This is a genomic window from Maridesulfovibrio sp., assembly GCF_963677005.1.
In the GTDB taxonomy this organism is placed as follows: domain Bacteria; phylum Desulfobacterota; class Desulfovibrionia; order Desulfovibrionales; family Desulfovibrionaceae; genus Maridesulfovibrio.
Genome location: NZ_OY781616.1, coordinates 373,036 through 389,465 on the forward strand (window position 1 = coordinate 373,036; position 16,430 = coordinate 389,465).

General features: G+C 51.3%; 13 protein-coding genes. All 13 read left to right on the forward strand.

The window, feature by feature from the left end; genetic code table 11:
• The first annotated feature begins 156 nt into the window (after window positions 1–156).
• Window positions 157–1,110: a ParB N-terminal domain-containing protein gene (locus ACKU4E_RS01725; protein WP_320169366.1), complete on the forward strand. Its 954-nt coding sequence runs from the start codon at window positions 157–159 to the stop codon at window positions 1,108–1,110.
• Entirely contained in the window at window positions 1,110–2,210 is a 1,101-nt protein-coding gene (locus tag ACKU4E_RS01730) for a radical SAM protein (RefSeq protein WP_320169367.1), read from the forward strand. Before ACKU4E_RS01725 ends, ACKU4E_RS01730 begins: the two co-directional genes overlap by 1 nt.
• 230 nt (window positions 2,211–2,440) lie before the next feature.
• Window positions 2,441–2,713, forward strand: coding sequence for a hypothetical protein (locus ACKU4E_RS01735; protein ID WP_320169368.1), 273 nt, complete (start codon window positions 2,441–2,443; stop codon window positions 2,711–2,713).
• Window positions 2,714–2,881: 168 nt separating this feature from the next.
• Window positions 2,882–3,352 carry a hypothetical protein gene (locus tag ACKU4E_RS01740; protein ID WP_320169369.1) on the forward strand — a complete coding sequence of 157 codons (471 nt, stop codon included), beginning with the start codon at window positions 2,882–2,884 and terminating at the stop codon, window positions 3,350–3,352.
• A gap of 348 nt (window positions 3,353–3,700) precedes the next feature.
• Window positions 3,701–4,279, forward strand: coding sequence for a hypothetical protein (locus ACKU4E_RS01745; RefSeq protein ID WP_320169370.1), 579 nt, complete (start codon window positions 3,701–3,703; stop codon window positions 4,277–4,279).
• Between the two features lie 112 nt (window positions 4,280–4,391).
• The gene (locus tag ACKU4E_RS01750) at window positions 4,392–6,806 is read left to right on the forward strand and encodes a tetratricopeptide repeat protein (protein ID WP_320169371.1); all 2,415 of its coding nucleotides are present in this window, start codon (window positions 4,392–4,394) and stop codon (window positions 6,804–6,806) included.
• 121 nt (window positions 6,807–6,927) lie between these two features.
• Window positions 6,928–7,470 carry a lytic transglycosylase domain-containing protein gene (locus ACKU4E_RS01755; protein ID WP_320169372.1) on the forward strand — a complete coding sequence of 181 codons (543 nt, stop codon included), beginning with the start codon at window positions 6,928–6,930 and terminating at the stop codon, window positions 7,468–7,470.
• A 103-nt stretch (window positions 7,471–7,573) separates the two neighbouring features.
• A complete protein-coding gene (locus ACKU4E_RS01760) occupies window positions 7,574–8,056 on the forward strand; it encodes a chemotaxis protein CheW (RefSeq protein ID WP_320169373.1) in 483 nt (160 codons plus the stop codon).
• A complete protein-coding gene (locus ACKU4E_RS01765) occupies window positions 8,057–9,604 on the forward strand; it encodes a CheR family methyltransferase (RefSeq protein ID WP_320169374.1) in 1,548 nt (515 codons plus the stop codon).
• Between the two features lie 8 nt (window positions 9,605–9,612).
• Window positions 9,613–10,185: a chemotaxis protein CheW gene (locus tag ACKU4E_RS01770; RefSeq protein WP_320169375.1), complete on the forward strand. Its 573-nt coding sequence runs from the start codon at window positions 9,613–9,615 to the stop codon at window positions 10,183–10,185.
• Between the two features lie 21 nt (window positions 10,186–10,206).
• The gene (locus tag ACKU4E_RS01775) at window positions 10,207–12,531 is read left to right on the forward strand and encodes a response regulator (protein ID WP_320169376.1); all 2,325 of its coding nucleotides are present in this window, start codon (window positions 10,207–10,209) and stop codon (window positions 12,529–12,531) included.
• 249 nt (window positions 12,532–12,780) lie between these two features.
• Window positions 12,781–13,836, forward strand: coding sequence for a chemotaxis-specific protein-glutamate methyltransferase CheB (gene cheB, locus ACKU4E_RS01780; RefSeq protein WP_320169377.1), 1,056 nt, complete (start codon window positions 12,781–12,783; stop codon window positions 13,834–13,836).
• Window positions 13,837–13,839: 3 nt separating this feature from the next.
• On the forward strand, window positions 13,840–16,317 hold the full coding sequence (locus ACKU4E_RS01785) for a response regulator (protein ID WP_320169378.1): 2,478 nt from the start codon (window positions 13,840–13,842) through the stop codon (window positions 16,315–16,317).
• Window positions 16,318–16,430 lie beyond the last annotated feature (113 nt).

Consider the following 16,430-nt stretch of genomic DNA (forward strand, 5'->3'; position numbering starts at 1 on the left):
AATCCGGCTTAAAGGTCTAAAGGTGCAACTTATAATTCTTCCTAATGATCCCTATAGGTACACCCCTGCTAACATGTCAAGCGTAGATAATTTATTTAATTTCGTGCACAACGGGTCACTGTACATGTCTTTTTTCTTTTTGAGAGGTTTGATAAATTGAATGATCCAATAGTATACAGCCTTGATCCGGCTGAAATAGAGTGTTCCGGGCCGTGGCTTCTTCATGATTCCACGCCTGTGGCGAATATTGTTCCGTCCTTTGCGAAAAGGGGACAGCTTGTTCCTGTTCTGCTGGTAAAAGACGGTGAAAAGACGTTGCTCGTTGCAGGCCGGGCGCGTGTGGCTGCCGCCCGTGAACTGGGAAGAAAAGTCACTGGAATATACATTGATGCCCCGGACGATATTTCACGTGCTGTTGCGCATCTTGAAGAAAACAGTTCTCGAACAGCCGACGAATGCGTAAAAAGTAATACCTTCAGATTTTTTGCCGAGCGCATGGAAAAAGCGGACATGGCAAAGACGCTTGGAGCGCTTTTCGGGATCAGTCCCAATTCGCGGGAAATGACGTTCCGGCTGGACTGGCTGGATCTGGAACCTGTTTTTGACACCCTGCTCGCAGCCGGAAATATCCCTTTGCCTGCGGTTGCCGTTCTCGGCCGCATGTCGGCAGGAGACAGAGCGGCTGTGCTGCCGTTTTTTGAAAAGATCGGCTGGTCCCGATCCAATGCAGTGAATTTTCTTACCTGGTTATATGAAACAGCCAGGCGGGAAGGCCAGACCGTTTCGGGACTCATAGAATCTTCAGGACTTGCGCCTGCCACGGAAGGCGAATCCCCGAAGGATGCCGTGTCCCGTTTGTGCAGGGCGGCAAGGATGCTCAGATATCCGCATCTGGTCGAGCTTGAGTGCGCTCATGCGAAACTGGTCTCCGAGATATGTGCCGGAACCCGCTGGAAGGTGGAGCCATCCGGAATATTCGAGACCGGCGAGGTGGTTATGCAGACCCGTTTCAAATCCCGTGAGATGATGCGCAAGGCCGTGGCCGACCTTGAAACAATCGAAAAGTTTGCCGGCTGGGAAGATATTTTCGATCTGGGCAGGGATAAGTAATGGCAGGTACATTTCAGCTTCCCGCACACCTGAAGGGATTGGAAAAAATTTATATTGACCGGAGCATGGCCGAAACCCCGCTCAGTGCAAGGGTACAGTCCCGGTTGCCGGACCTGCCCGTGGAAATTGTCGACCCGGACGATTTTCCTCATGCTGAAGCCGGTGGGAAACAGGCTCTGTACCTCAAGGAATACAAGGGAAAGTTCCTGCGTTTCTGCCCCGGTACGCGCTACTATCATTGCTGCGGCTACCGGATTATTCACATCGGGGAAAACTGCCCCATGGCCTGTTCCTACTGCATTCTGCAGGCTTATTTTCAGGACCGGCTGCTCAAGGTCTGGGCCAATCAGAGTGATCTGTTCAGCGAACTGGGCAAGGCGTTTTCCGCCGATCCGTCCACCCGCTACAGGGTCGGAACCGGAGAGTTCACCGATTCTCTGGCCCTCGAGGCGGTAACCGAATACAGCCGTGATCTGATCGAATTTCTCGGCGATCATCCCAATGTCTGTCTGGAACTCAAGTCCAAGGTGATTGATCTTTCCTGGATGGACGTGGTCAAACGAGTTGACCGGGTGCTGCCGGCATGGTCGCTCAATGCACCGTTTGTTAACGAGCATGAGGAGTTCGGGGTGTCCACCCTGCGGGAGCGTCTTGAGGCCGCGCGAACTTGTGCGGAAGCCGGTTTCCGGGTCTGTCTGCATTTCGACCCGATCATCCGTTTTCAAGGCTGGCGGGAGGGATACGCTGAGATTATCGACATGATTTTCGATTACCTGAAGCCCGAACAGATCGCTTACATGAGTCTCGGATCGTTCCGGCATATGCCGCACTTGAAGCCGATTATTGAACGCAACTTTCCAGAAACAACCTACATCTACGATGAGTTCATTACCGGGAATGACAACAAGTTGCGGTTGCTCCGGCCTTTGCGCGTTCGCCAGTTCAAATTCATGGTCGACAGATTGCGCAGCCATGGGATGGACAGGCAGCTTTATTTCTGCATGGAATCCACTGAAAACTGGCAGGATGTTTTCGGATACACGCCAAAGGATCTTGGCGGGCTGGGTCGTCATCTGATGAGTCAGGCCTTCGGAGACTGATACCGAGATTGTTTGCTGTTGCAGTCTTGCAGAGCATTCCTTTGTTTTGAAAGATAAAAGCCGTATTGCACAAAATAATGTGCAGGTTTTGTCTGTTTGTTGTGCAGGATGGTGCACATTGTTACGGGGGAAGGCTCTATCCATTTGCGTATCTTGCCGCTATTGCATCATATTTTGGCATGGCACACTATATGTATTTGTTCAGGTAAAAGGAAACAGCGAGGTGTGTTATGGAAATTCTGAGTTCTTTCGGCAACTGGTGCAGCGGTCTTTCATTCGGTCACGGCGCAGGGTACGGAATGAGCGGATGGATGCCGTTTCATTTCGGAGGCATTCTGCAGCTTTTGGTCATCGGCCTGATTATTTATTTTACCGTACGCTTGTTCCGTCGGCCTGATACCGGAGTCCGTTCGGATACGTCTCTTGATATTCTGAAGAAGCGCTATGCTTCCGGTGAAATTGACGAGAGCATCTATACCCGCATGAAGGACGAGCTCAGGTAGCTCATTCCGCACCTTGATATATCTTCAGCGGCGGGCTTTTTTTGTAAAGACAAGAGTCCGTTCCGCTGTAAGGGTGTATATTCTCTTTCAATGACCGCACCGGGCATAATCCGGTTTGATATACTGCAAAACTTGGTGTAATAACTCGATTAAAGGGGGATTATACCTATGTCCTTGCAAGATTACAAAAGCAGAATAGACCGCCTCCAGAAAGGCCTCGGCAAGGCCTTTGCAGAAAATCCTTTTATCCTGAACATTCCGGGGAAATCCATTGCCCTGAAGGTTGACCCTTATTATTACGTGGCTTTTGAACCTGCATTCACGGAAAATCTCAGCCGTTTCGGGGTGATGCTGCAGAAGAACGTGCGGGATACCCTCGTGCGTACCGGCAATCTGGTCACGGATCAGCAGACGCGCAATCCGATTGTAAAAATACGTATGAAGTGGGACGAGCGAACCTATTCCATGCAGGTCTGTTTCGTGGAATCCGGATTTATAGATCAGGCCCTCAAGATTTACGGCGGGGTGAAGGCAGAGATCGGTCTGGCCGAAATCCGTATACTGTCTTCCGAGCGGGAAAGACTGGAAAAGTTTTTCGGGGAACGGACCCTTTTGAAATCCGTAGCTTTTGTGGATTAGGTTCCGCCCGTCAATGGGCTGTGAGTGCGCGTTCGGTCCTTTTTAGGAATATTTCTTTTTTTCTTAACGTTTCCAGCCGCTAATTTGTTTCCCTATAAATGCATAACCTTGCTGAAAATGTAATGTAGAGCCACTATGTAAAGTGATGCCCCGGTCTTGATCTCTTTTTTGTTCTGTCATGACATAACGCTGTCATCTTTTGTTGTATCTGGTAACATTTATTATGATAGTAATATGTTGTTTTGGTCTTGCAGAATCATTCTGGTTTTTATTGTGCTTGTGGGGTATAAAACAAACAGTTGAGATTGTCTTAAAATCTATGACTGCCGACTTTTCTACTGGAGCAACATGTCTCGCAATACAATAATATTTTCAATTTCAGCCTTTGTTGCAGTCTTTTTTGCCGTCTGGTTTTCCGTGCCCAGGCCCGAAATAGTTGTTTCCATTCTTATCAGGCTGGTTTCCTTTTTCATCGCCGTATATGTTGCATTGAAATACAGGGAGTGGAAGGTTCTGTTTCTGGGGGGCATGTTTTTACTCATGGCGGTCAGGCAGGCTATGACTTTTCTGCTCTGGACAAATGTTCTTCCCCGAAATCAGCTGACAAACGCATTGAGCGAAGTTCCAGGATTTGTTGTCACAGTACTGTCCCTTGTTTCGGTGGTCTACCTTGGTCTTATTCTGTCCGGCAAAATCAGGCAGATTGAAACGCAGGAAGACCGTATAAAGACCTTGAACGACCTGCTGCCCATATGTGCCAAGTGCAGAAAGGTCCGAGATGATGACGGCTACTGGAAGGAACTTGAAACATATATAGAAAGCCATACCGAGTCGCAGTTCAGCCACGGACTTTGCGAATCGTGTGCAGACGAGCTTTACGGGGAACAGGAATGGTATAAGAACTCGAAGAAAAAGCGGGGCCGATAGTTCCTGGCTCTATGTCCCGGTACATTTTATCGGGCCTGCCTGTTCCCACATAATTGCCCTCCATCCTTTACTCCCGCTTGTCTTGAATCCTGTTGCGGGTTATGCCCTTGCCATGCACAAGGACAACCTTTTCAAAGAAGGGATCAATCTTGCCCCGCAGGATCTGATTCGCTACGAACATATGCTCAAGGACCTGATTCGGGAGTTCCTGCCCTTTGAATCATACAGCCTTTTTTTTCCCCGCCCGCCAAAGGGTAAATTCCGTGCGGAATTTGCTTTTGACTACAATGAAGACAGCGGACAGCTGATGCTGCCGCTGCGTCTGCGCGGACGAGGAATGTGCTATTTCATAGCCAGGGGCGTAACTCTGGAGAATTCGCAACTTGCGGCTCCGTATCTGGAAGCTCTGGGTGAATCCGTCCTTGAAAAGATGCTTCTGTACAAGGGGTCAATCACCGATCCTCTGACCGGCATGGTGACAAGTGATTATTTCATGTCGAAACTGATCAAGGAGCTTGACCTTATCCAGAACTGCATGATGCCGGCTCCGGGAGGTTGCAAGGACCCCGGAATTCCCACATTCAGCGGTTCGGTAGGGATTGTGCTGCTGGATATGGACAATTTTCAGCGCATCAATGACCGCTACGGATACAAGCTGGGCGACGATATTATCGCCGATGTCGCTTCCCGGATCAGTGATGCCGTGTTCGAGTCCGTTGTCTGTGCCCGCGTTTTTGACGATAAATTTGCTTTGCTTATACCGGACGGGCGCCCGAAGACCTGTGCCGGTCTGGCCGGGGAACTGCGTGCCCTGATAGAATCGATGAACATAACCGATCCTGTAACCGGGGATGTGATTCGGATCAGCGCGAGCGCGGGGTTTGCCAATTATCCGCAGTCATTGTCCGGGCCGCATTTCAAACGCAGTGCCGGGGAGCAGGCCCGTATCCTCATGAGGAAGGGGGCCAAGGCCGTTGCAACAGCCAAGGATTTCGGTCGCAACTGCGTTTTTGCTTATTCCGATATTCTCAAGAAGGGCGCGAAAGTACTTGAGGTGCTGCCCCTGCAGCGTCTGGCCCTGAGCATCGGCGGAAGTGTTGATGCGCGTGAGGGCGGACGTTTTCTGGTCTGGTCACCTGATTATCAGGCCGGGACGCAGGTTCGCATTACCGAGGACGAGAGAATTTCCGGTTCCTACCCGACCATGTACAAGGCTGAGGTGGTGATAATAGAGGTGCAGGAAGAAATAGCCTTTGCCGAGATTCTGCATCTGAGTGATCCCGCATGGCCTGTTGCAGAGGGCGACCGGTTGACCATGCTCAATGAAAAAGACAGCTTTTTCGATGTGCAGGCAGGGCCGGAAGCTCCTGGCGGGCCGCAGCGCGATATGGTTACCGGGCTGTATAATTACCGGGAATTCATAAGCCGCTACAGCCGGATGCGCCAGAACATGGACAGGTTTTCCGTCGCCGTCCTTCGCCTTGCTTCCAATCCGACCGAACACGGCGGTAACTTCCAGAAGCTGACCGATGCCCAGGTCCAGAAGGTCTCCTCACGTGCTGAAACCTTTTTCTGCGAATCATGCATGGGCGGACGTTACAGCCTGAACAGCCTGATTTATTTTTTCCCGCATGAGGATTCCGATGCGGTTGTGGAAAATATTCTGCGGCTGGTGCGCGAATGTTCAAACGACTTTGAAATAGAACTCGCCGCCGGGGTGGCCTCTTTTCCTTTTCTTAATTACCGGCGCAGTGAAATTCTGGATAACTGCCGCAAGGGGCTGGATCATTCCCTCATGCTTGAGAAGCCCATGGTGGCCCAGTTCGATTCCGTTTCGCTCAATATTTCCGCAGACCGCCTGTACGTTGACGGCGATATTTACGGTGCCATCGAAGAATTTCGTCTGGCGCTGCTGGCTGACTCGGATAATATTCTGGCCCGCAATTCACTTGGGATATGTTATGCTCAGGTCGGCAAGCCGGAGCAGGCCCGCAAGCAGTTCGAGGAAGTGCTGTCCATAACTCCGCGCAACATAATGGCCCTGTATAATCTCGGGTGGACCTGCCAGATGCTCGGTAACCCGGAAAAAGCCCGTGAAGCTTACGAACGCTGTCTGGAGCTTGAGCCGGACAATGTCTTTTCTCTCGTAAGGCTGGGAGTTCTGGCCGAGCATGATCAGGGACTTGAAGAGGCCGAGGCCTATTTTCTGCGTGCTGCGGAACTGAAGGGAGGAGATTCCCTGGCCATGCGGCATCTTGCCCGGATCGCTTATGCGCGTAAGGATGTGGACAAGGCGCGTGAGTATCTGCACCGCGCTTTGAATGCCAACCACAACGATGCCGCGGCCATGAATATGCTGGCCCGGATTTACCTTGAATGCGGGGAGGATCCCCAGATTGCCGAAGTGCTTGCCCGGCAGAGTGCGGCACTGAAACCCGGGAAGGACCAGTTCTGGGAAACACTGGCACAGGCTCTTGAGGTGCAGGAAAAATACGAGGAAGCGGCCGAAGTTCGTTCCCGGTTCTGATTTTTCGGCATAACGTGCTGGCTGTGGCGGCAGCGGGGACAAACAGAGGAAAGGTATCGGACCCTTGTTGAGGATTGCGGTTGTATTGTACCTGATTATCAGCGGAGTATTGCTTTTCCGCATGATTATACCGGATGAAGCCGAGCGCAGTTATGCTCCGGGCATGCGGTTCAAGGTGCAGCAGAGGGTTCTTGTGGCCGGAAAGGAACGCAGGCCGGTTACTCCTCTTTTCAGTCAGGTTGCGGAAGAGTTTTCCCTGCAGCCGGAAATTCTGCATGCCATAGCGGCCTATGAAAGCGGGTACAACCCTTGGGCTTTGAATATTGAAGGACGCAGCGTATATCCGAAGACGCGTGAAGAGGCGCTTAAGATTATAGAAAAGAATCGCGGAAGAAGTTTCGATGTCGGCTTGATGCAGGTGAATTCCTACTGGATTGACAAGTTCGGACTGAGCGTGAAGGACGCGCTGGAGCCGGAGGAAAATCTGCGTCTGGGAGCCTGGATTCTTCGCTATTGTCTTGATCGGTACGGTTATAACTGGAAAGCCGTGGGGGCCTATCATACCGGTTCTCCGAAAAATCTTCCCGAAAGGTCCAGAGCCTACGCAGTGGAAGTCATGAACAGGTATCGTGATCTGCTGGCGGAATCCGGTAACGGAAAATGATTGCATGAGCATGCTCTGAAAGTTTAAATAATTGTGAAGGGCAGGACTGTGCGGTTCTTTTGCCTGCCGGTTGCAGCCCTGAACCTGTTTACGGCGTAATGATATGAATGAATACGACTATGTGGTTTTCGAGATAGATGATGTCCGTCTGGCAGTGCCTTCCTCCGTGGTGGACAAGGTGGAGCGTGCCGTGCAGCTTACAGCCGTTCCTGACGGTCCGGAGTCTGTTCTCGGAGTGGTCAGTGACGGTGGCGAAATAGTGCCTGTTCTAGGATTGCGTACCCGGTTCGGGATGAAGGAACGGGATATCCGCCTTTCCGACAGGCTGCTTTTCTGCCGCAGTTGCGGAAGGAGAATTGCGGTCATTGCCGATAGTGTTCAAGCCGTAAGCGAGATTGCCCCGGAAAAGTGCCGCAGTTCTGCAGAAATATGGCCGGGAGTTCTGTTTATCGAGTCCGTGGCCGATATTGATGGGGACGTTGTGCTTGTGCAGGATATGGATGCTGTTTTGAATTCGGAACTGGAACTCAAGCTGGATGATATTTTAAGGGCTTTGCGGCTGCGGTCGACGGAGGAAGTCGACTAGATGTGTGACATTCTTGATGATGGACATATCCGAAAACTGGCGGAAATGGTACGCGGCAGATACGGACTTGATTTCGGCCCGGACCGGTGGCGCGACCTCAGACAGGCAGTACAGAATTTTCATACAGATTGCGACAGGTTCTCTTCTGCAGAGGAGTGTCTGGAATACATCCTCTCCACAGGTGTTTCCAGTCGCGATCTGGAGATGTTCATCAATCGGCTTACAATCGGGGAAACTTATTTTTTCAGGGACCCTCAAGCCCTTGATGTACTTGAGCGCGAAGTGCTGCGCGGAATGAACGGGCGTGGCAGCGGAATGGGCGGAGCTGTGCGTATCTGGTCCATGGCCTGTGCTACAGGCGAGGAACCGTACACCATGGCCATGATCTGCCGGAGGTCGAATATTCGCAGCGAAATTATCGGCACGGATATAGACAGCATGGCTCTGGCTAAGGCCGCTGAGGGCTGCTACCGGAAATGGTCGTTCCGTACCGGGTCCATGGCCTTTCGGGACATGTATTTCCGCAGTACAGGGCCTAACGGTTTTCTGCTCGACAAATCCATACGGGGCATGGTTGCCCTTTCAAGGTTCAACCTCATCGGTGATGAGGTCCCGTCTTCATTTATGAATATGGATATTGTCCTGTGCCGTAACGTGCTGATGTATTTTTCAAATTCCGGGGTCGATAAGGTGCTGGGGAAAATATGGTCCAGCCTGGCTCCGGGAGGCCTGCTGGTAGTAACACCGAGCGAGTCTGCCCTGGTCTCGTCAAGGGGGCGGTTCGAGCCGGTCCTTCATGATCAGGTAACTTTTTTTCGCAAGAATGAAGGCTATGTCCCGGAAAGTCTTTATCCGGCCTTCTCTGTGCAGGAGGGTTCAGACTCGGAAGCCCCGTATGCAGAAGTTTGCAGTTATGAGTCCGGTGCCGGATTCTGTCTCGGTGAAAGCGATTTTGAAGACCCTGCCGGGAACTTTATGCATGAGGAGAGTTCCGGGTATTTTGAGAGCAGGAGTGAAAATGATTCCGAAGTTTCTCCTGCGGAATGTAATGACTGCCTGGCCGAAGCGGCAAGGCTTCAGCAAAATGGGGAGGAGGAAAAAGCTTTGGCTTTGCTGCGCAATGAAATTGAACGCGGTGGCAGAGCCTCTGAAGCTTCGGTTTATTTTGCAATGGCCGGGATTCTGGCAGATACGGGCAGGCTTGAAGAGGCCGCAAAATGCTGTGAGCACGCAATCGATATCGATCAGATAGTTTCCGAATTTCATTTTCTGATGGGGCAGATCAGGGAATTGCAGGGCCGGACGGAGCAGGCACTGGCCGAGTTGCGCAATGCTGTTTTTCTTGATCCCGCATTTATTATGGCGCACGTCCTGATGGGTAATATTTTTGTTGAACAGAATGATTATCCTTCTGCCGTACGCCATTTTCGTATAGCGTTGCAGGAACTGGAAGTTCTGGATGCCGTTGAAATAGTACCGTATTCTGACGGAACCACTGCTGCCGGACTGATAAGTATGGTCGGTGTTGTACAGCGTAGTCTCGCCTAGGGAGCTTGATGACCATGGAAGATAGCAGGTCTTTGGAATTTTTTTGCAGGGAAAGTGACCGCGAATTATTGCGTGAGCGTGCCGCCAGGCTGGCCCGCAAGGTAGAAGCTGAAAAAATCGGCGAGGTGCGCTCGGTCCATGCCAAGGATTACGTTACCTTTGTTATGGGGGGAGACCTTTACGGCATTGAGGCTGCGTATGTAAGTGAGGTGTATGAACCGGAAAATCTGGTTCAGCTTCCATGCACTCCCGAATTTCTGTCCGGGGTGATCAGTGTCCGCGGGAGAATCTGGGCGGTGATAGATCTTTGTCGTTTTTGGGGGATAGGTCGGCTGTCATCCGGGTCACTTCCTAGCGCTATCCTGCTAAATGACGGAGATACGGAGTTAGCGCTTGCTGTGGATGAAATAAGGGATGTAATCCCTGTTGATGATTTCGCCCACAAGCCGCTGGCAGAAGGACAAAGTGCCATATCCCGCTATTCCTTCGGTATGACCGAGAATCGTATGGTGCTTTTGCGGGCCAAGGTGCTGCTTGGAGAAGAGGCTTTTGTGGTCAATGAATTTGTCGGTGGAATTTAAGGTTTTCGCGGAAGGCGTAAGATGTCCATGAACGAAGAAGAATTGAAGAAGAGACTGCTGGCTGCTTTCAGAAGTGAGAGCGCGGAGCGGATGCGTGTGCTTTCTTCCGATTTTTTACGGCTGGAAAAAGGCGCTCCAGAGGACGAGGCTTTGAAATTGATCGAGTCTTCATACAGGGAGTTGCACAGTCTCAAGGGAGCTTCTCGTGCTGTGGGCCTTGGTTCACTGGAAAAATTCTGCCAGGCCTTCGAATCTTTTTTTTCCGCATTCAAGAAAAAGCGTGCGATTCCGTCTAAGCATGTCTGTTCGGTAATGCTGGGCTGGCTGGACATACTTGAAGATCTCATGGCCGGGGAGGATGAGTCCGAGTCGGCTTTATCCGGTCCGGCTGTTGCCGTTGCCATGTCCCGGATGCAGGACATGGCCGAGGGACGGGATTCCGGAAATGATGTGCCGGAATATGTTCCAGAGGAGCAGACCGGTGCCACGGTAGTTTCTGAGACAGTTCCGCCCGCCGGGATATTGGAAAAAGGCGGAAATCGGGCTGCTGTACAAACCGGACCGGCGAAGGGAAAAGGTCTTCCCGAAAAAGTGGTTCCGGTTGAAATGCGGGCTGCTCGAAATGACTACGTGCGCCTGAGTTCTTCATTTATAACCGGGCTGCTGCTTCGCTCCGAGGATTTGATTTCCGTAAAAAATGCTCAGGCTGAACGGGTGCGGGACATTCGTGATCTTGAAAAGGTTTTCGCCGACTACCGTACCGCTTTTCAGGATATTTTGGGGGATGGCAGGCAGGGAGCGGATGAAGAACAGGTTTCCGCCTACGCTGACGCAGACAAGAAGCTTGACGCCTTCGCTCGCAGGTTGTCTCAGCTTGCCGCAACAACCCGCAAGGCCCAGTGGGAGCTGGGCTCCAAGGTTGATTCTCTTCTGGCTGATTTCAAGAGTTCAATGTTGCTGCCTTTTTCTTCACTGCTGGAAATGTTTCCGCGTATGGTCCGTTCTTTGGCAGCGGAGCAGGGCAAAAAGTGCGAATTGGAAATTTCCGGTGAAAATGTGCGTATTGACCGGAGAATTCTGGATATTCTGAATGATCCGCTCATGCACATGGTCAGGAATTCAATAGACCACGGCATTGAGAGTATTCATGAGCGTGTAGAAGCCGGTAAACCCGAGGCGGGAAAGATTATGTTTTCCGTCACCCAGACAGACCGGGATGTGGTTAAGATCGTTTACGGTGATGATGGACGAGGGGTGAGCTACGCGAAACTGCGTGAAAAAGCAGTGAAACAGGGCTTTTTTTCCGCTGACGAAGTTGAGGGAATGGACCGGCGATCAATTCTGGAGCTCGTTTTTGTGTCGGGCATGTCCACCAGTGAAATAATTACGGATATTTCCGGGCGCGGACTTGGTATGTCCATCGTCAGGGACAAGATCGAGTCGGTTGGAGGCAGCGTAGTGGTTGCCAGTCCGGAGGGAAAGGGGATAAGAATAGTTATTAATATCCCGGTAGCCCTGACCTCCTTCCGGGGAATAGTGGCAGAGGCCGGCGGAAGGTCTTTTGTGGTACCCAAGTCCGTGGTGCGCAAGGTTCTGCTGATTCGGCAGGAGGATATAGGTACAGCCGGGGGACGAGAAACGATTGTGTTTTCCGGGCGTCCTGTTCCGCTGGTCGGGCTTGCCGATATTCTGGAACTTGATTCCGGGGAGACAGAGCGCAAGTCATTTCCTGTTTTTATAATGGGCAAGGGTCGGAAGACAGTGGCGATAAGTCTGGAGGGACTCTGCGGCGAAGAGGACGTAATGGCCAAAACCATGGGGCCCATGTTGAAGAGGGTGCGCAACATTTCAGGTATTTCAATGCTCGGCAGCGGAGAACTTGCACCTATCCTGCACGGTCCGGATATGATTCGTACCGCCCTTGGTGTCGGGTCCGGGTTAAGGACACACTCTTTCTCGCATCTGGCCGGTAAAAAGGAGAAAAAGACGGTCCTGATTGCAGAGGATTCAATTACTTCGCGTATGCTGCTTAAGAATGTGCTGGAAGCTGCCGGGTATAATGTGCGCACTGCCGTGGACGGGCGTGACGCTTTAAGCTCCATAAAGCAGGAGTTGCCGGACATTCTGGTCTCGGACGTGGAAATGCCGCACATGGACGGCTTTACACTGACGGCATCCATAAGGAAAATGCCTCAGGCTGCGAGTCTGCCTATCGTGCTGGTTACATCTCTGGGATCACAGGAGGACCGTAAACGCGGTGTTGAGTCCGGTGCAGATGCTTATATCATCAAATCAAGCTTTGATCAGGGCAGCCTGCTGGATGTTGTTTCCAGGTTGATAGGATGAGTTTGTATTCAGGCTCGTGCGTAGGGTCGGAATTTTCAGAAATTTTTCCTGTTACCGGGATCGCTGATTTGAAGGTTATGGTAATGGATGTTTGTTTTTTGGTGTTGCGTAAGGCATGTCCTTTTACAGGAACATGTCAGTTGGGTGTGCTACCGAATATTGGATGAAGATCATGTTCTGGATGATTGAATTTTTCAGTACGTGGAATTCATTCTCGTATTGTTATTTGCTTATTGCTGCGGGGTGGAAGTGATCAAGGTATTGATTGTGGACGATTCAGCCGTGGTGCAGGAATTGTTTACGGAAATGTTCGGGCGTGAAGGTGATTTCGAGGTGGTCGGGTGCGCCGGAAATCGTGACGAGGCTCTGCAGAAAGTCAGAGAACTCCGCCCTGATGTCGTCACCATGGATGTTAACCTTCCGGGATGTGACGGTTTCAGCGTTACGCGCATGATTATGGAAGAGTGTCCGGTTCCGATAGTTATTGTAAGCGCCTTTTACAGTTCCCAGGATGCCGAACTGGGATTCAGACTGCTTGATACAGGGGCGTTGGCTTTTCATGACAAGCCCGCATACGGGAGCCCTGATTTCCATGACAGCATGAAGGAAATTATCATGTCTGTGCGGCTTATGTCCGAAGTCCGGGTGGTAAGACGTAAAAGCCGTTTCCGGCACAGCAGCAGGGAATCCGGAAAAGTTGCTCCGGCACGGACTGCGTTTTCCGGAAACACGCGCAAGGTTGTCTGCATAGGAGCGTCAACAGGGGGGCCGCAGGCAGTCAAACAGGTGCTCATGGATATTCCAGTCGGATTCAGCGCTCCCGTAATTATTGTTCAACATATGTCCTGCGGATTTACTCAGGGCATGGTCAACTGGCTGCGCGAAAATACCGGGCACGATATAATGATTGCCAAGGCCGGTGATGTTTTCAAGCCCGGTGTCGTTTATTTCGCACCGGAAGGATATCACCTTGAAATTTCCGCTACTCGCACTGCCGTTCTGTCCGAAGATCCGCCCATGAACGGCATCAGGCCGTCTGTATCATCTCTTTTTGCCTCTGCTGCTAGGAATCTGGGGCGGGCCTGTGTAGGAGTACTGCTGACGGGAATGGGGCGGGACGGTGCTGCTGAATTACTTGAAATACGCAAAATGGGCGGCCATACAATAGCCCAGGACGAAGAGACATCGATTGTGTTCGGAATGCCCGGAGAGGCAGTAAAAATAGGGGGGGCCGTTTCAGTGCTGCCTCTTGACAGAATCGGCCCGGAGATCACGAAAATAGTTTATTCCGGGGCGGGAGAATAAGTAGTGTTAAACAGCCATATCCTGATAGTTGAGGACAGTCTTACACAGGCAGTCAAGCTTGAGTTCTTTCTGGTTGGCAAAGGGTACACGGTATCACTTGCGTCAACCGGTGAAGATGCCCTTGAACTTATGGCCGGCAAAAATATAGATTTGGTTATAAGCGACGTAATAATGCCGGGTATGGATGGTTACGAATTGTGCGAGAGTATCCGCGGCAATTCCAACTACGGTAATGTTCCGGTTATTCTGCTGACCAGCCTTTCCGATCCGGGAGATATTATCAAGGGCTTGAAAAGTGGAGCCACCAACTTTGTAACCAAGCCTTATGATGAAGATTTTCTGCTGGGCCGTATCAATTCTGTGCTGAGAGACGGCCGGTTTGATCTGGATCAGCGTGCAACACAGGAAGTAAGTTTTGATTTTCATGGTGAAAAACATGTTTTACGGGCCGATTTCAGTCAGGTTTTTCATTTGCTGCTTACTACCTATGAGAACACGTTGCTGCAATCCCGCCAGCTTGATGCAGCCCACCGCAAACTTGTTTCCCATGAAGAGCAACTCAGTTCGGTTCTATCTTCCATGGCGGCTAAAATCGCGGTTCTTGGTCCTGATTTGAAGATTATGGCCACCAATGAGTCCTGGCGTGCTCTTTTTATTCCCGGCCAGAGCGAGACCGATATTACCGGTCGTGATTTTGCGGAAGCCATTGCCGAATCCGGGTGCATGCCGGAATCCCTTGACGCCCTGCTTGAGGGGGTGAGGTCAGTCATCACCGGTAGCACGGGTAAGTTTTCGCATGAGTATTCCATTGAGCATAAGGCCGGAGCGGAAGCTTCATGGTATATGCTTGAGGTGACCCCCATGCGCGGGAAATCCGGCGGGGCGGTTGCGTCTTTTATTGAAATAACCGAACGCAAGAATATGGAGAGGGAGCTTATCGAGGCCAGGGATGCCGCGGAAAAGGCCAATCGGTTTAAATCCCGTTTTCTCGCTTCCATGAGCCACGAGATACGCACCCCGCTGAACGCTGTTATCGGGATGACCGATTTGACCCTGCGTTCGGAACTCACTGCCGAGCAGGTTGAGAATCTGGATATTGTACGCGTTTCCGCCTCGCAATTGCTGACCCTTATTAACGATATTCTGGACCTTTCCAAGGTTGAAGCAAAGATGCTGAAGCTTGAGAAAAACGACTTCAGCCTTAGCGAAGCCCTGTATGCCGTGGTGAAAAGCATGGAGCAGCAGGCAAAGGATAAAGGGCTGGTTCTCAGTCTGGATCTTGATGAAGATGTGCCTGAAGTGGTTTGCGGCGATGAAGGGCGTTTGAAACAGATTCTGTACAATCTGGTCGGCAACTCGCTCAAATTTACCGATCAGGGCGGAATCTTCGTTCAGGTTTCAACTCTGGACGGATGCATTCATTCCGGGCAGGTGCTGCTGCAGGTTTCCGTAAGGGACACCGGCATAGGCATACCAGAGGATAAGCAGGCCGTTATTTTTGAAAGTTTTCGTCAGGCCGACGACACCACCACTAGAAAGTTCGGGGGAACCGGACTCGGACTCGCCATTTCCCGAGAACTGGTGGAGATGATGGGGGGCGAGATCGGAGTGCGCAGTTCCGAAGGGTGCGGCAGTGTTTTTACCTTTACGGTTTTCTTGCAGCCCGGAGATCCTTCAACCCTTATATCCAACGGGAAGGAAAAGAAGACTGTTTCCAGAGCCGACAGCAAGGTCAGCATTCTGCTGGTTGAGGACAACCCCATAAATGTGAAAGTGGCCACCAGCCTTCTGACCAAGATGGGACACAGTGTAACGGTTGCCGGTAACGGTGTGGAAGCAATAAGTATGCTGCCGGGGCTGTCTGTGGACCTTGTCCTGATGGATCTTGAAATGCCTGAAATGGATGGTTTCAACGCATCCAGGAATATTCGGATGGGCATTGCAGGGGAGGCCAACAGGGATGTCCCCATAATAGCAATGTCGGCTCATGCCATGTCCGGAATCAAGGAAAAATGTATTAAGTACGGCATGAACGATTACATAGCAAAACCCGTACGGTATAATGAACTGCATCGGATTGTTCAGGATACTATGAAAACAAGGACGGAGGAACCTGCGGTTGAGGTCATCAGCGGAGTCCAGACGGCTCCGATTTTAGATCTGGAAAAAGCGTCCGACATGTATCACGGAGATTCCGAGCTTTATTCCGAATTATGTTCCATGTTTCTCACCGATGTTGAAGACGAGATAAAAAGTTTTGATCACGCCTGGAGCGCTGACGACCGGGACACCGCGCGCAGGATTGCCCATACCCTGAAGAGCAGTTGCGCGGCGATTTGCGCTCCGCACGCACGGGTTGTTGCAATGGAGTTGGAAAAGGCCGTTCTGGCTGATGATCCGAATGCCGTCAACTACTGTCTGGAGCGTTTCAGGGAGCAGTCGCAAAAGATCAGAACTGCGCTGGCTACCACCGAACAGTAACAGGGCGAGGGCGCGACATGTGCCGAGGTCCGTTGTTCTCCAGATCTGCCCGGCATAGTTTGTTGCAAGGTAATTTTTTTCAATTCGAAACCAATAAGGGCTGCGAGGATTCC

What these genes read in the sequence shown, in the direction of transcription:
- ACKU4E_RS01730 (WP_320169367.1), top strand. Translation starts at nt 1,110, where the DNA reads ATGGCAGGTACATTTCAGCTTCCCGCACACCTGAAGGGATTGGAAAAA.
- ACKU4E_RS01775 (WP_320169376.1), top strand. Translation starts at nt 10,207, where the DNA reads ATGTCCATGAACGAAGAAGAATTGAAGAAGAGACTGCTGGCTGCTTTC.
- ACKU4E_RS01745 (WP_320169370.1), top strand. Translation starts at nt 3,701, where the DNA reads ATGTCTCGCAATACAATAATATTTTCAATTTCAGCCTTTGTTGCAGTC.
- ACKU4E_RS01765 (WP_320169374.1), top strand. Translation starts at nt 8,057, where the DNA reads ATGTGTGACATTCTTGATGATGGACATATCCGAAAACTGGCGGAAATG.
- ACKU4E_RS01735 (WP_320169368.1), top strand. Translation starts at nt 2,441, where the DNA reads ATGGAAATTCTGAGTTCTTTCGGCAACTGGTGCAGCGGTCTTTCATTC.
- ACKU4E_RS01750 (WP_320169371.1), top strand. Translation starts at nt 4,392, where the DNA reads ATGCACAAGGACAACCTTTTCAAAGAAGGGATCAATCTTGCCCCGCAG.
- ACKU4E_RS01770 (WP_320169375.1), top strand. Translation starts at nt 9,613, where the DNA reads ATGACCATGGAAGATAGCAGGTCTTTGGAATTTTTTTGCAGGGAAAGT.
- ACKU4E_RS01755 (WP_320169372.1), top strand. Translation starts at nt 6,928, where the DNA reads ATGATTATACCGGATGAAGCCGAGCGCAGTTATGCTCCGGGCATGCGG.
- ACKU4E_RS01740 (WP_320169369.1), top strand. Translation starts at nt 2,882, where the DNA reads ATGTCCTTGCAAGATTACAAAAGCAGAATAGACCGCCTCCAGAAAGGC.
- ACKU4E_RS01760 (WP_320169373.1), top strand. Translation starts at nt 7,574, where the DNA reads ATGAATGAATACGACTATGTGGTTTTCGAGATAGATGATGTCCGTCTG.